The sequence below is a fragment of the Rhizobium laguerreae genome, assembly GCF_019778565.1.
Lineage (GTDB): Bacteria > Pseudomonadota > Alphaproteobacteria > Rhizobiales > Rhizobiaceae > Rhizobium > Rhizobium laguerreae.
On record NZ_JAAXQT010000019.1, the window covers coordinates 31,331 to 45,440 of the forward strand.

The following is a 14,110-nucleotide window of genomic DNA, read 5'->3' on the forward strand; positions in this document are numbered from 1 at the left end:
AAAACGTGGCGCGCGTTCCATCTGTGGGACAATATACGCCGGTGATCTCGTCTCCTGAAATGGCTTCTGCGGGTACGGACCATCGTGACAGTATCCTTCTTTTGAGAGAGTGCCGGTGTCCTCATCGTGACAGGAAGGCGCCGACTTGATGCAGATGGAGCAGGAGCGACGACGTCGAGGGCTTCCTCGCCGGGGACGCCAAAGATGTACTCGACCCCTCATTCAATCGCCGAGACAAGGAAGTTGGGCCCCTTGACCATGCGCGGATTCTCAAAATGAGCAAAATTTACCTCCTGACGGATTTATGTATGGATTTTGCTTTTAATCCGTCGGAACGATATAGAATCGTTATATGCCCGTCAACAGCCACAAAGCTGCCGCGCCAACAAACTTCCGGCTCCATCGAAAGGCCTTTCGTGCCTAATTGAATTTTCTTTTAGTGAGGGCATAGCGAGACAATTTCCGCAGCGAGCTCCGCGGTCCGGCGTCGGCTCGCCTTCGGCCAGGAGGAACGATCGCCAGGATGTCGGTTGCGGAGATCAGCCATACATCTGCAATACACCGCCCTTTGTCACGGTCGACGACATAGGTGCCCGTCATGCCAATCGCAATCTCGATACAACACAGATCGGCGGCGAACATTTCACCGCCTTTCGCACTACGCCGTCGAAGTCGCGGCTGCCGGCGACATTGGCGCAAGCACCGGCCTATCGTGAGAGCGGCATGTCACGGGTGAGACGCGCATACGCCTTCTACGGATGCTCCTTGCAAATGTGAGCGCGGCATCGCAATCGTCTGTCTAGATTTGGACGGGGCAGGAACGAACTGTTACCCGAATGGGCCAATACCCGCTGGCGGGTGGACCAGCACACGATTCGGCACGAGCGACCTCAACCTGTTGCGAGATGCGCCCGTCCAAGCGATAAACGTACACACTAAGGATGTACAAGTTGGAAAGCCTAGGATATAGTACATCCACGTACACACAAGGTTGATGACATGCACACCACTAAAGCTTTCAAGAATGGAAATTCCCAGGCGGTTCGCATACCGGCGGAACTGGCGTTTGAGCGAATCGATGTTGAGTTGGAAATCGAGCGCATCGGCGACGAGCTTCGCATCCGTCCTGTGCATCGCTCCCTGGCCGGCGTTCTGGATGTATTCGCCCGCTTCTCTCCGGATTTCATGCGCGACGGAAGAGAGTCCCATGAGCAAGAGGAGCGGGATAAGATCTGATGGCGCGTTACATGCTCGATACGAACATGTGTATCTACCTGATGAAAAACCAGCCGGAGCAGGTCGCTCGCCGCTTTGCCAGTTGCTATGTGGGGGACGTGGTGATGTCCGCCATCACCTTCGCGGAACTCGAGTACGGTGTTTCCGCATCCGATGATCCGGCACGAGAACTTGATAATCTCACCGCCCTGGCCGAGCTGATCACGGTAGAGCCGTTTGGGATCGCAGCAGCGCGTGCCTACGGTCCGGTTCGAATGGCGACGAGAGACCGGAAGAAAGATCATCTCGACAAACTGATCGCATCGCATGCGATCGCTCTGGACACGGTATTGGTGACCAACAACACGCGGGACTTCCTGGCGTATCCCGGACTGAAGCTCGAAAACTGGCTGGACGCGGAACGCAGAGAAACCAATTAACCCGTCCCAGCGGCTATGCCGTGAGAGGCGGGCAGGGAGTGGACCTTGACGGGGGTCGTGCTAAGAGTGCCAACGACCAAGGTGCGATCGGCGAAAAGGGCGATGTCAAATTAACTTCTCTAGGTGCGTTTGCGGTATGATGCGGGCTCAGGCCGTCACTGCAGTAGCCATTTTCCGTTGGGCGAACGCATCGAGACGATGCAGGTGAACCGCGATGGCGGAACGCGTTGGGTGTGAAGGGACGACGAGATTTCGCACGGCCGAGAAGATGTTGGTGAAGCGTTGCAACGCACCCGGTGAGCGAAATCGTTGCATCATCCGCTGACGTTTTCGCAGCGGCAGATGCGAATTCTCGGCACGATTGTTCGGGCCCCTTGTGCGATCGATGGTCGAGTAGGCATGACCTGCCGCCGTGCCGCGCCATAGGAGCGGAGCTTGTCGGTGACGATGCGCTTCGGCAGGTATCCTTGCTTCCAGCAGGCGTTCGGCCGCCTTGGTCTTGCGTAATTCTGACCTACCCTGTTCCGTCCTATTCCCTTCGTTGGTTTGAGGAACTGCTTCCGGCGGACACGTGGCGGCGATCGATCGTCAACAGCCTGAGGATTGGTGGCGGGACTACGTTGTTAGCCACCTTACTTGAAATGGCGGCTTCTTTGGGCCTTCGAGCTCGAACCCTTTTGTTGCGCGGACATTCCGCACACTTTCCGTCTGCCAATGGTGGTGCCTGCGGTGGTGCTTGGTGTTCGGATGCAGGTGCTTCTCGCTCGACTCGGCCTGACGAATACCTACTTAGGGTCATCATCACTCATACAGTTGTTGCCGTTCCATTCGTTGTCATCAGTATTGGCGGAGCACTTTCCGGAATCGACGGCGAACGGAGCTTGCATCGCAAAGCCTCGGCGCCTCGCCGTGGATTGTTTTTCGCCGCGTAACGTTTGCCACTTGCAATGCCGGGAATTCTATCCGGTGCTGCGCAGCCGAAATGGCTCCGCACCGCAACCCGCCGCTACCGAACCAACAACAGCAACCAAAAACCGCTGGAGCGAACTCAAAACTGGATAAAACTTGAGGGCAAGGTCAAAACCTGTAATCACAGCTTCAGGCACTTGTCGAAGTCCTTCGCAACGCAAGCTTTGAGCGACGGAATCGATCCAACATCGACAATCTGCCTTATGTCAGTTAAGGAAATCTCATTTGTTCGCTCCCGGTTCCCGTCCTACACAATGACTGACCACCTTAAGACACGATGATTATCGACAGCGGGACCGCTAAAATGACTACTGTGTTGCGAGACAAGTTCGAGATGCTGTCGAATATGAAGCCCTCGCTCGAAGACGGCGAGTATGTGTTCTGCTCGTTACCCAATGAAGGGAGCAAAGTTCACAATCTAAACCCGATCGCGACATTTCATGAAAGAGAAGGCTTGGCAGTCGTCCTCGAGAAAGGAGAGGCGCACGGAGCGGGGTTCGAAACTTCACTTGCGATGCGCCAGATCACTCTCAATGTGAATTCTGCGCTCGATGGCGTCGGCCTCACGGCGGGCGTCGCTGCCTGTCTCGCAGAAGCTGGCATACCGTGCAACATGGTGGCTGCATATCACCACGACCATATTTTTGTGCCGGCGGGCCTAGCTGATCGAGCATTGCAGCTCCTGATATCGCTGCAGGGCGACTCCGCGCGGGCGATGCGCAATGTTGACGGACAATAAGTCGCAGAAGGCCCACGAAGCTTCACTAACTTTGCGAGCAAGCAGCAGCACAGGGTAATATAGAGCCGTCAAATCTGCGGCGGATTTTGTCACACACTGGGGCGAGCGCGTATGAACCTAAAAGGCGGGCATCGACGTGGCACGCTCGTCGCCCGGCCGCAAGGACTGCATTTCCGAATTGGCACTAATCTATCGTGGACGGGTTTCGGTCAGGAGACCGGTTTGCCACTCGCTATGTATCGACTGGCACCCATCTACGCCCATTTGGGTCTTTGCAGCCGATAAATCGGGCCGAAGCTGTGCCGCCCGACAGTTCAATGCAGTTGACTACCAATCGACCGAAGCAACCGATCAGCGTTCTGACGGACATATAGGCAATGCAGGCGAGAATGTGGGCAAGCCAGGCTTGGGCTTCGATCCCGTTCACAATTGGCGATCGTCGTGACAGAGTCTGGGCGGAGAAATCTGCTCGTACGCACGATTATGCGCCCCTACGCCAAGCGCGAGCTGGCCCACGACCGAGGCCATCGCTCGGCGCAGGACCATTCAACCCAATATCCAGCGTCGTCCCGGCCGTCGCTCGACCGTTGTCAGGAGCCGATCTGCAGGCGATCACGCCGAATTTACGAGCGAAAGAACTGCGCCAGCCGCGCCATTCCCCTTGAAGAGTCAGCTGGTTGCCGAACATCACAGCCGAGGTTCCCTGCCCTACCCTTGAAAACCGTGCCCGAGTTGAACAGCATCCCATTGAAGCGCCCCGTGAGTTGCTGCACCCACCTTCCTTGAAAAAGGTGCAGCCGTGGAAGAAGCTGTTCAACGATGTCAGCGCGGCGCATCGCATATCTTTTCTAGAATCCCTAGAGCGGATGCAGTCCTTCGAATCCTGGACGCGTCGAAATCCGCGTCATTCTCCAGAGCTGTCACCTCTGCCACAGTCAGACCAGTGGTTTCTGCGACGTCGTTCAGCGAATAGCCACAAGCCAGGCGAGCTTCTGCAAGCAGAGCGCCAACGGACGGGGCAACTGGGGGTTTCGCAATCTTCGAGACCATGTTCATGTCGATTAAGGCTCCTTTTGGCAGCCGGAAAACGTGCATCCGTTTTCTAGCTCCACCGCTGCCGACCGCGTCCGGCAACGGACAGTTTCTTCGAATTCCGCGGGCGCACTTTCTACCAGTTTGTGCAGCAGAGTACAGGTCTGACGCGATGAAGGGCGGACACCCTTGCGTAGCAGCCGACGAGAGGTAACCCAAGCTCCCAACTGCGGCGCACACTCACGACGGCCGACAAGTAACTTCTGATCTGGCAGGAGCGTTCGCCCCGGTAGGGAAGCTCGTAGGGAGTGATGCACTGATCATTCCCAACCGGAGAACGATGGACAAACAACTCGAGAGTTGCCTCGGCGCGATACGCTCGTGGCCCACAGATTCGGCCAGAGCCTGTGAGAAACCTGCCGGGCGCTGTTGATCGGCCGTGTCTTGAAGAGATCGCCTGAGAAAGGCGCATAGGGATCAAGCGCAGCAACCTGAGCTCAGGGGCCCTTCATCTTTAAGGATTTGAGGAACTTCGATCGCCCGAAAAGATGATGCGGGCAAAGCCCGCATCATCTTTGGCATTCGACTCAGTTCTTGGTGACGAAGTCCTTGACGTTGGCAGGCGTCACGAGCTGGAAGGGTATGTAGACCTTCTTTTCGATCTTCTCGCCCTTGGCGAGCTTGAGCGCCGCATCGAGCGAGCCCTTGCCCTGGCCGGCGGCATCCTGGAACACCGTGACGTCGAGATCACCGGCCTGCATGGCGGCAAGCGCGTCCTGCGTGGCGTCGACACCGCCGACGACAACCTTGCTCATATCCTTGCCGGCTGCCTTCAGTGCCTGGAGGGCGCCGATGGCCATTTCGTCGTTGTTGGAGATCACGGCGTCGAATTCGATACCGCTGGAGAGCCAGTTGGTCATCAGGTCGGCGCCCTGGGTGCGGTCCCAGTTGGCCGTCTGCTCTTCGACGATCTCCAGGCCCTTGCACTCATCGGTCTTGATGACGTCATGGACGTCCTGGGTCCGCATGCGCGCAGCCTGGTTGGAGAGCTCGCCCATGATGACGACAGCTTTGCCCTTGCCGCCGAGAATACGGCAGATTTCCTTGGTTTCCAGCGTGCCGGATTCCAGCTCGTTGGAAGCGACGAAGGCCTGCTTGTCCGGCAGCGTGTCGACGTTGACCGGCTGACGGTTGACGTAAAACCAGCGGAATGCCGGCATCGGCCGCGAGCTTCGACATCGCCGTGGTCGCATCGGTATCGACAGGGTTGACGATGATTGCATCGACCTTGGAGGCGATGAAATTCTGGATCTGGCTCTGCTGCTTGGAAACGTCGTTCTGTGCGTCTTCGACCTGCAGCGTCACGCCGCTCAGTGTCTTTGCATAATAGGTCATGCCGTTGCGCAGAACCGTCAGCGCGGCTGGATCGATTGCTTCACCTGCAAAGGCCCCCGCGATGGAGGAACATACTTCCGCTCGAAGACTGACCCACGCCCGAGCCCGAAGCGGGTCGCCGAGGAAATGCTTCGCTGCGCTCTCACGAAGAGGAGCAATACAACTACATCATATGAGGCTGACGAAAGGCCGTCTCGATAGAGCGATGAGGCGAAGCATATTGACTGCTGCCTACCTAATGTCGTAATAGAACCGTCATTCATTACAAAACCCGTCACGAGGTTATTTATGCCACAATCCGAGAAACCAGACGATGAAGAGCGTATAGTGGAGCGCGTTCGGCGCCATAGCGATAGTATTTGGGCTTCCATAAAGGCGCAGGGCGTGGCTGCCAGAGCACCACTTCCAGACCTCAGGACCTTGCGCTCGTTCTCGTTGGGCGAGGTCGCTGAGATTCTCGGTGTGTCGGGTAGCTATCTGCGCCAGTTGTCAATTGATGGGCAAGGCCCGACACCCGAGCTTGGGACCGCAGGACGACGCTCCTATACACTTGAACAGATCAACGAACTCCGTAATCATCTCGCTTCAGCCCGTCCAAAAGAGGCTTTGAAGTTTCGCCCGCGGCGACGCGAGGGTGATAAGCTGCAGATCATCTCGGTAGTCGCCGGTCCCGCAAGCACCACCACATCGTTTTATCTGGCTCAAGGCCTTGCACTTCAAGGTTTCCGCGTCCTCGCTATAGATCTCGATTCGCACGGGTCGTTATCTAAGATGTTCGGTTTTTACTACTTTGGTTATCCAGTCCACAATGCGAGCATCTATGCGGCGATACGCTTTGACGAGCATCAGGAAAGTATGCGGTCAGCAATCCAACCCACCCTTTTTGATGGTCTTGATCTCGTTCCGGGCTCTGCCGAACTCTCTTTTTTTGAAGAGGAGTGTGGCCGGCGCTTCCGTGGCGAGAAATTGAGGTACCCGGACGCTAGCGCCAGGATGGTGTCTGCGCTTAAGGAAGTTGAGGCGGATTATGATGTGATCGTTCTCGCCTGCGGAGATGGAGACTTTCTGACCGCGGGTGCATATGAAGCAGCAACCGGCGTTCTTGTGACGGTCCGCCCTGAGATGCCTGAGATCGTGTCAATGACCTCGTCCCTCTACTCTTTCACGCATTTCGTCGCACTGATCGAAAGGGCTGGGAGGACCGTAAATCATGATTTCTTCAAATATCTGGTGACAAGGCACGATCCGCGTGACGTCTCACAGCAGAAGTCAATCGCAATGTTGCGGGAATCCCTGGGGGATGATCTGTTGACAGCAACCGTCTGGGAGTCGGACGCGATCCGGCAAGCGCGGGACAAAGGCCGATCATTGTATGAGCTCTCAAGCGGAGCGGTAGGCCGATCGTCGTACGAGCAAGCGATGAAATCGCTGAATTGCGCCAATGCAGAGATAATGGACATCATGTTCGAGGTTTGGGGCCGCGCCCCGTTCTATGTCTCGCTGGCTTCGCGCTCGACGACTGCAGGAAAGGCGAGTTCCGAATCCAGAGGCTAAGCAAGTGAACTCACGTAATTTGCGCATCCACGTGCGCTCGACGGATAAGGACCTCAGCAAGAAGATCACATCGGCAGAGGAAAACTAGCAAATGAGGTGTTGCAAGAACATCCCGCATTTGCGTGAGGTTGAACCGCGCCGGATTTACTCGGGACCATTTCGTTCAAGTTATGCGGCCATGGCTGCTTCCGCTTAATACCGCTCTTCAGCATTGGTTGATGGTATATTCCCGCGGGATAGGGCAGCGAAGCGCGTGCTGGTGGCGTTAATGAAGCGCTATGACTTTGCTCCAAACGGATCATCACCGATAAGCTCCGCTTCTACGGTGCAGCAAAGGCGAAAGTAGCACCCGGCCTTGACCATTGGTCGGACAGGGCCTCAATAATCGGGGCCGAGACAGCCATCTGCCGTTTCGAAAACGGGAACGAACCACGCAAGGCCACCGATCACCAGGCACGTTGCAACGGTTCGTCTCCATGCAATCAGCGACCCGCAATTGCTTTTTCAGTTCCGTCCCGTCGCCGCGCCGGGCAAACAATACGCTACCGCCGGCTCGAAGCTTTCGATGCATGGAAAATTGCGGCCTGTGTCGCCTGAATAACCACGAGCCGCTGACTTTCCAGCCAGAGAAACTTAACGTGACAACACCATCGAGACGCGTCGCGTCAAACCGTGAACGCGAATCGCTGCAGCCGCCATTTGTTTACGGTTACGGCGGAAACTCAATCAAATCCAAATCTTGCCGCTCTCAACACCTCAACTATTCTGTCCCGGGTCTTCATTTTCCTTATGCCGTTTTTGATTGATAATTGATTGTATTTAAGGAAATTCCGAGTATCGCTGAGATGTCCCAAGACGACTTTCCTTTTGCGACTCATGAAAGACACTCCTTTTCACGTCCAGTCAGGCCGGGATAGTCGCCGTTGCAGTCTAAGGTGTTCACGACCTTCAAATGAAATACCCAGGCGGCCGATTGGAGGTGGTTGATTTCAAAGTCCTTCATTTCACTCGCTTCTTTTTGCACAAAACTCATTGTCGAGGAAATGCCCGCCTGCCCGCGGAAGGGAACAGTAACACCCGCGTTCAAACCGAACTTTTTAGCGTCATTGAAGATGCGTCGTTGGTGTTGTCACGTTACTCTCTTTCGCCGATTGCACGTAACTGTGTGGGGACGCCAACGACGATCAGGCGTTGACGTGATTAACGCACCAAGAATGATAGCTAGGGACGCACACATTCCTGAACCTGTCAGCCATTCGCCGAAAAACATGGCGGCAAAGAGCGCGGAAAAGAACGGCTCGCTCGATTCGATGACCTGTGTTTTGTACGCTTCGATATGCCGCAGGGCGAGGATCGTGCAGTAAAAGCCGCAAAAAGACGGAATAACGCCAAGCGACAACAGGCTCGGCAAAGCGTTTGCTGATGGGATTTGTGCACCGCTCCAGAAATAGGGCACGGCGAGCATGACCAGTCCATACGCCAGGAACAACCACAAATTTTCCAAGGAAGAGCGGAGTTTGAAGAATTTCCATGCGAAGATGAAGCTGGCATAACCCAGGCCGGCAATGAGGGCGAGAGTGACGCCCATCAAGCTTCCCGTTTCCAGCCCGTCGCCAGAGATCAGGAAGAAACCGCCGAGAACGACCATAACTATGGCAAACGCTTTCCCCATCGTTACTCTTTCCTTCAGGATGATAATGTCGAGCGCGATTGCGCCAAGCCCACCGGCAAAAACTAGGATGGCGACAAGCGGGATCGGCGCATAAGCGAAGGCGCTGGTTTCAAAATGATAAAGCGTAAAGATGCCAAGTGCGGAGCAAACCGCAATTTTCCACGACCCCGCGAAAGCCGCAGTTAATCGGGCCAGACCCCCAGCTTTCCAGACAACGATGATCGAAATCAGCGAAAGCGCGATACCGCAACGCCAGAACGCGACGGCCGTATGATCGAGACCTTCATTGAAGGCGAAGCGGGACAGTACACCGACGGTTCCATTTGAAAGAGCCGCAAAAAGGGCGAAAGCAGCGCCGGCAACTGGCGAAGGACAAGTACTTTTCACGGCTGTAACATCTTTCTTTTCACATGCAAGTGGCACGCCTCACCGAAGGCGCGGAAGATTTCACCGCTGAGCGGATCCTCGACGTGAAACCATTCAGGATGCCATTGCACAGCTGCGGCAAATGTCGTTGCTTCCTTTACCGATACGGCTTCGATGACGCCGTCCACGCACCGCGCATCGACAGCAAGACCATCCGCCAATTGTGCAATGCCCTGCTCGTGCAGTGTGTTGACTGAAACAGAATTTGTCTTCAGGCGGCGAATGCACTCCGCGATATGGCCGTTACCTTCAGCGACAATTGCATGTGAGGGAGCGTATTGAAGATCACGCGCGAGAGACAGATCTTCAACATGCACACCTCGGCCTTCACCTTCCGAGATATTGGTTGAAAGGGTGCCTCCAAGTGCAACATTGAGTTCCTGCAGCCCACGGCAGATTCCGAACAAGGGGACGCCCAGCGACAAAGCAATCTCGATCGCAGCGATGCTCGTCCTGTCGCGATCAAGATCGAGCGTGCTGGCGCAAGCCATCGGACCCCCGTATCGTGAAGGTGATACATTTGACGCCGCGCCGGTCAGGAGCAATCCATTGAAGGCCAACAGGCAGGTCCGCAACTCTTTGTCGGCAAGTCCCCCTGGGATCAGGACTGGCACGACGCCAGCGGTGAGGTGCAACGCTTCGAGATAACGGGCGCGCACCACATCATAATCAACGCCGTCGACCGTCTGGCGATCGCAAACGACACCAACGATTGCCGGGTTGTCTTCTGCCATAGCGGCCACTATGTCAGGCCTCTTCAAGGGCTTGACCGATATCAGCAAGGATATCGTCGACATGTTCAAGCCCGACGGAAATCCGAATCGCTCCGTCGCGCACGCCGGAAGCCAGGCGCGCTGCTTGCGGCACTGACGCATGCGTCGTGGAGGCCGGATGCGTGGCGAGTGTCCTCGCATCGCCGATGTTTGCAACATGGTAGACGAGTTGTAGGCGCTCGATAAACCGGCGGCCGGCATCGATACCGCCGGCGACCTCGAAAACGATCATCGGGCCGCCATGGTCGCCCATGTTTTGCTCGGCGCGACGTCGTTCCAGCGTTCCGCCAAGACTCGGATAGGTCACGTCGAGGACGTTCCGATGCTCCTTGAGATATTCAGCGACGCGGCGGGCATTGGAGCAATGTCGCGGCATCCGCAATGGCAGCGTCTCCAGGCCCTGGATGCAGAGAAACGATGCGAATGGTGATGGACAGGGGCCAAAGTCACGCATGAGCGTATTGCGCATCTTGAGCAGGAAAGGGCTGGCTCCATAGGGACCGGGCAGATCACGCGCAGCTTCGAGCCAACGGATATTGCCATGGGAGACATCAGGGCGGGTCATCAACGGAAATCGTTCGGAACAGGCGTCCCAATCAAAGGTGCCGCCATCCACGACGACCCCACCAATCGTGGTGCCGTGGCCGCAGATGTATTTTGACGTGGAGTGCAAGGTCACATGCGCGCCGAGCTCAAGCGGGCGTGTGATGAGAGGGGTCATGGTGTTGTCGATGATGAGCAGAATGCCCATTTCATGTGCAATCGCGCCGACCTCCACGATCGGGAAAGGTGTGAGTTTCGGATTGGGCAATGCTTCGGCAAACCAACAACGCGTACGGTCGTCTGAGGCTTCGCGGAAACGTGTAGGATCGCCCGGATCGACGAAACGCGTTTCGATCCCGAGCCTTTGAAAGGTACTAGAAAGCAGATTGATTGTCCCGCCATATAGATGAGCGGAACTCACAATGTTGTCGCCCGCCACCGCAATATTCAAAATGGCGAGCATAATCGCCGCCTGGCCCGACGACGTCGCCAAAGCCGCGACGCCGCCCTCCAGAGAAGCAATGCGTTGCTCGAGTATATCCGTCGTCGGGTTCATCAACCGCGAATAGGTGCGTCCCTCTCTTCGCAGATCAAATACGTCTGATGCGTGATCAATAGATTCAAAAGCATAGGCATTCGAGAGGTAGATCGGCACAGTCGTCGCGAGTGTTGTCGGATCGTAACGATAGCTACCGTGAAGCACCGCCGTCTCAACGTGCAGCGCCGGCGCCGGAACGGGTTGTGTTGTGGCGATATTTCTCTGGGTTTTGGTCGGCATTGGTTGTCTCCGGAAATCTGTTCTTCTCGAGAATTGGCGCTTAGGCCGGCAACAGCGCGCTTTCGATAAAGCGCTTCCGATTCTGGTCCCTGATCAGCATCAGAATGGAAGGTTCACCATTTGGGCCAGATTGAAATATCCCGCCTGTCTCGGAGCAGTGCGCCGCATATTCGAGATCGCGCATGCGGATGGCGTGCGCCTCAGGTAGACGCCAGAATGGGGTAGTCGGATCGAGGTGATGATCGAGATGATAGTTGTCGTTGTTGATCCCCGTCAGCCACTTCTCGATGTTCCGGCTTTGACGGTTTCGCGCCATATGAAGGTTGACGTGCTGGTTGTCGATGGAGCTGCAGTGCTCAGACATCTCGATGAACCATCCGATGATATGGAATGAGGTGACGTAGGGAACGACCCAGAGCAGGAGGAATTCCAGGAAATAGCCGGAGACCAGACCCGCCGCGGCAATAGACGCCCAGAATGCATAGAAGCCCCAGCGATCGAATTCACAGCGCCACCCTTCTCCACGCTGAACTCGCATAGCGCTCTCCTTGCCGGAAAGGGAAGCGACAATTACCTGGTATCTGTTACGTACCAGATACCTGAAATAAGCGTAGGTCTTCGATCCGAGTAAAGGAAGAACAATGATCCTCCAGATAAAGGAACGATCCGTCCGCGGCGTGAATACGCCTTCCTTTATAAAGAACTCTAGGTCGGGATCGGCGTCGGCTCTGCCAAGGAAGGGGTGATGACTATGGACATGAGACTCCTTGTAGGCAAAGTGGCGCTGAAAGATCGGCCAGGCGGTTGGCCACGTGCCGAGCAGGAAGTTCAGCAAGCGATTTTTTGTCAGAACGCCATGCGCGGAATCATGCAAAATGGTGGAAATGCCCCTTTGATGCGCGCCGATCATGATTACCGCGAGAGGATAAAACCACCAGCTTACATCAACCACCAGCCACACAAGGGTAGCGATCACCGCATAGTCCTTAACGATGTAAAATGGGCCATGCCAATTGTCAGTCGCAAGAGCCTTGATGTCACCGGTGATAGATCGATCGAAGTGATGGTGCGTATAGCGATCAGGCGCTTCGATACCTTTATAGAGAGGTTGAGCATGACTGTTCATGAAAATACCTTTTGCTCGATATTGAAGCGCCATTCCGTCGCATAGGCTGATAACGTGACATCGCCCTCTGCAGCATCCCACGGACGGAAAGCAGAAGCTCGGCGCGACGTCTCGCATGGGCGAGCGAACCGTAAGCCGACTGTCGAAGCTCCGCGGAGCGCGGCCGTGCGCTGGCACATTGGAAGGCCGCCGTACTCGTAGTGTGGACCGAAGAGTTCTTGCATTGTCACGAGAAGCCAATCTTCAGAGTTTCGTTCAATCCGATAAGATCCCAAGGAGGTCCCCTGCGTTGGTCTCGTCGACACAAGTCTTCACTGGCGTCTATATGTACTGAGTAGGTTCAGGTCCCGTGGAGGCTGGATGGAGCGTTCATGGAGTGCAGCGCAAACTTAACGCAGTGAAAACAAGAGTAACCGCCCGATTGCTACCGTCGAGATTTTGGGGCCGTTCATGAAGCCGGAAAACTCCAGCCTCCGATGGTAGAGAATCCTGGGGCGGTTCAATAAATGGAAAATTCCAGTTCCAAATGGCCTAATTTATTGGGGGCACGTCAGAGTTCACCGACTGGCCCTATCTGCAGGCAAGCATCGGAGCGCAGACCTGGTTCTGCGATCCACAATCTCCCTGGCAGAAAGGTACCGTCGAAAACACCAACCGACGGGCGAGGAAATGGCTTTCGAGATCGGAGCATGCATGGTTCCGCTTACGAATATAACAGAGATGGCGGATCGCACAGGATGAAAGAAGGGAAGCGGACGGCCCCGGTATGGGACCCCTGTGCGATCCTTCGGCCTAACCGCAGCTAGTGGAAAAAGTTCCTGTGCGGTTCCCCACCAAGCGCCCGTGCCGGAAGGATGTCTGTCGGCACCTTGTTTCATTCTAATAAGAGCACATCTCGATGGTGTAACGTGGTCAGGAAAACAAAGTGGCTTACGAGCCTGATATGGCCATCGTCTTCGATAGCGTGGCAAAGGCGGTGATCGTCAGTTTCCGCGGCGTCACGGTCTATCTGCCGGGTCCCTATGCTGACCGAAAGGTGGCCGTCCTGACCGCCGAAGCGCATTGCCGCCGACTTGGCTGGCGAGATTAATTGCGATTTTTATCAGCGATCCACAAAAGGCAGATATTAATATTAGGAATCGCTCGTCCTTTCGCAATCAGCGCGCATGCCGAGGCAAAACGTGCTAAAGTCTTTGGCAGGTATCAAAAGATCGCTACCGATTTTTCGTCGCTGGTTGTCAACAATTTCAGCGGCTTATGTGCGGTTTTGTCATAAACGCACAGTTCCTTGGGACCTATGGTCAAACCAACGGCCGTCCCGTAGTTTTTCACCAACTCACAGGCGTTTGGTTTTGACATCCAAGCTCCCATGCGGAGCCGCTATGACTCACATTGACCAATCGACTGTCGAAAACACTCTGCTGAAAATGTTGAGCGCGGACCGCTTC

General features: G+C 55.6%; 11 protein-coding genes and 6 pseudogenes. 8 read left to right on the forward strand and 9 right to left on the reverse strand.

The features are described from left to right. Nucleotides 1-999: 999 nt before the first annotated feature. Nucleotides 1,000-1,236 carry a type II toxin-antitoxin system VapB family antitoxin gene (vapB, locus tag HFO71_RS34580; protein ID WP_221978023.1) on the forward strand — a complete coding sequence of 79 codons (237 nt, stop codon included), beginning with the start codon at nucleotides 1,000-1,002 and terminating at the stop codon, nucleotides 1,234-1,236. Next, nucleotides 1,236-1,655 (forward strand): type II toxin-antitoxin system VapC family toxin, encoded by a 420-nt coding sequence (locus HFO71_RS34585; RefSeq protein WP_018496488.1) that lies wholly within the window; start codon nucleotides 1,236-1,238, stop codon nucleotides 1,653-1,655. The genes vapB and HFO71_RS34585 overlap by 1 nt, the downstream gene beginning before the upstream one ends. Before the next feature lie 147 nt (nucleotides 1,656-1,802). On the opposite strand, the pseudogene HFO71_RS34590 reads toward HFO71_RS34585, so the two are convergent. Next, nucleotides 1,803-2,128: pseudogene (locus HFO71_RS34590) on the reverse strand (DDE-type integrase/transposase/recombinase); the annotation flags it as partial. Between HFO71_RS34590 and HFO71_RS36125 the strand changes: the two are divergent. Continuing rightward, a pseudogene (locus HFO71_RS36125) lies at nucleotides 2,123-2,626 on the forward strand (ABC transporter permease); the annotation flags it as partial. The pseudogenes HFO71_RS34590 and HFO71_RS36125 sit on opposite strands and share 6 nt — an antisense overlap. Nucleotides 2,627-2,901: 275 nt before the next feature. Beyond that, entirely contained in the window at nucleotides 2,902-3,363 is a 462-nt protein-coding gene (locus tag HFO71_RS34595) for an ACT domain-containing protein (protein ID WP_245007089.1), read from the forward strand. Between the two features lie 822 nt (nucleotides 3,364-4,185). Here the strand turns inward: HFO71_RS34595 and HFO71_RS34600 are convergent. Both HFO71_RS34600 and HFO71_RS34605 read right to left on the reverse strand, forming a co-directional pair. Further along, nucleotides 4,186-4,419: a helix-turn-helix domain-containing protein gene (locus HFO71_RS34600; RefSeq protein WP_221978024.1), complete on the reverse strand. Its 234-nt coding sequence runs from the start codon at nucleotides 4,417-4,419 to the stop codon at nucleotides 4,186-4,188. 563 nt (nucleotides 4,420-4,982) lie between these two features. Then, a pseudogene (locus HFO71_RS34605) lies at nucleotides 4,983-5,853 on the reverse strand (sugar ABC transporter substrate-binding protein). 225 nt (nucleotides 5,854-6,078) lie between these two features. Here HFO71_RS34605 and repA point away from each other — a divergent pair. Together repA and HFO71_RS36555 are read left to right on the forward strand one after the other, a co-directional pair. Continuing rightward, entirely contained in the window at nucleotides 6,079-7,344 is a 1,266-nt protein-coding gene (gene repA / locus HFO71_RS34610; RefSeq protein ID WP_168257819.1) for a plasmid partitioning protein RepA, read from the forward strand. A 238-nt stretch (nucleotides 7,345-7,582) separates the two neighbouring features. Further along, a pseudogene (locus tag HFO71_RS36555) lies at nucleotides 7,583-7,941 on the forward strand (DDE-type integrase/transposase/recombinase); the annotation flags it as partial. A 190-nt stretch (nucleotides 7,942-8,131) separates the two neighbouring features. On the opposite strand, the pseudogene HFO71_RS36560 reads toward HFO71_RS36555, so the two are convergent. The 6 genes and pseudogenes from HFO71_RS36560 to HFO71_RS34640 all read right to left on the reverse strand — a co-directional run. After that, nucleotides 8,132-8,212, reverse strand: a pseudogene (locus HFO71_RS36560) (LuxR family transcriptional regulator); the annotation flags it as partial. 6 nt (nucleotides 8,213-8,218) lie between these two features. Continuing rightward, nucleotides 8,219-8,458 carry an autoinducer binding domain-containing protein gene (locus HFO71_RS34620; RefSeq protein ID WP_281438384.1) on the reverse strand — a complete coding sequence of 80 codons (240 nt, stop codon included), beginning with the start codon at nucleotides 8,456-8,458 and terminating at the stop codon, nucleotides 8,219-8,221. Nucleotides 8,459-8,473: 15 nt separating this feature from the next. Next, nucleotides 8,474-9,403 carry a DMT family transporter gene (locus HFO71_RS36365; protein ID WP_168257821.1) on the reverse strand — a complete coding sequence of 310 codons (930 nt, stop codon included), beginning with the start codon at nucleotides 9,401-9,403 and terminating at the stop codon, nucleotides 8,474-8,476. Continuing rightward, complete coding sequence (locus tag HFO71_RS34630) at nucleotides 9,400-10,176, reverse strand: gamma-glutamyl-gamma-aminobutyrate hydrolase family protein (RefSeq protein ID WP_168338210.1); 777 nt, start codon at nucleotides 10,174-10,176, stop codon at nucleotides 9,400-9,402. Before HFO71_RS34630 ends, HFO71_RS36365 begins: the two co-directional genes overlap by 4 nt. Before the next feature lie 13 nt (nucleotides 10,177-10,189). After that, nucleotides 10,190-11,536, reverse strand: a complete 1,347-nt coding sequence (locus HFO71_RS34635; RefSeq protein ID WP_168338211.1) for an O-acetylhomoserine aminocarboxypropyltransferase/cysteine synthase family protein — start codon at nucleotides 11,534-11,536, stop codon at nucleotides 10,190-10,192. 40 nt (nucleotides 11,537-11,576) lie between these two features. After that, nucleotides 11,577-12,695 carry a fatty acid desaturase family protein gene (locus HFO71_RS34640; RefSeq protein WP_168338212.1) on the reverse strand — a complete coding sequence of 373 codons (1,119 nt, stop codon included), beginning with the start codon at nucleotides 12,693-12,695 and terminating at the stop codon, nucleotides 11,577-11,579. Between the two features lie 517 nt (nucleotides 12,696-13,212). Between HFO71_RS34640 and HFO71_RS36130 the strand changes: the two are divergent. Both HFO71_RS36130 and HFO71_RS34645 read left to right on the forward strand, forming a co-directional pair. Continuing rightward, nucleotides 13,213-13,344, forward strand: a pseudogene (locus HFO71_RS36130) (IS30 family transposase); the annotation flags it as partial. Nucleotides 13,345-13,587: 243 nt separating this feature from the next. Continuing rightward, nucleotides 13,588-13,752 (forward strand): hypothetical protein, encoded by a 165-nt coding sequence (locus tag HFO71_RS34645; protein WP_168270540.1) that lies wholly within the window; start codon nucleotides 13,588-13,590, stop codon nucleotides 13,750-13,752. Nucleotides 13,753-14,110 lie beyond the last annotated feature (358 nt).

Excerpts from the sequence above, each read along its gene's own strand:
- HFO71_RS34585 (WP_018496488.1), top strand. The coding sequence starts at position 1,236 with ATGGCGCGTTACATGCTCGATACGAACATGTGTATCTACCTGATGAAA.
- HFO71_RS34640 (WP_168338212.1), bottom strand. The coding sequence starts at position 12,695 with ATGGCGCTTCAATATCGAGCAAAAGGTATTTTCATGAACAGTCATGCT.
- HFO71_RS34595 (WP_245007089.1), top strand. The coding sequence starts at position 2,902 with ATGATTATCGACAGCGGGACCGCTAAAATGACTACTGTGTTGCGAGAC.
- vapB (WP_221978023.1), top strand. The coding sequence starts at position 1,000 with ATGCACACCACTAAAGCTTTCAAGAATGGAAATTCCCAGGCGGTTCGC.
- HFO71_RS34635 (WP_168338211.1), bottom strand. The coding sequence starts at position 11,536 with ATGCCGACCAAAACCCAGAGAAATATCGCCACAACACAACCCGTTCCG.
- HFO71_RS34630 (WP_168338210.1), bottom strand. The coding sequence starts at position 10,176 with ATGGCAGAAGACAACCCGGCAATCGTTGGTGTCGTTTGCGATCGCCAG.
- HFO71_RS34600 (WP_221978024.1), bottom strand. The coding sequence starts at position 4,419 with ATGAACATGGTCTCGAAGATTGCGAAACCCCCAGTTGCCCCGTCCGTT.
- repA (WP_168257819.1), top strand. The coding sequence starts at position 6,079 with ATGCCACAATCCGAGAAACCAGACGATGAAGAGCGTATAGTGGAGCGC.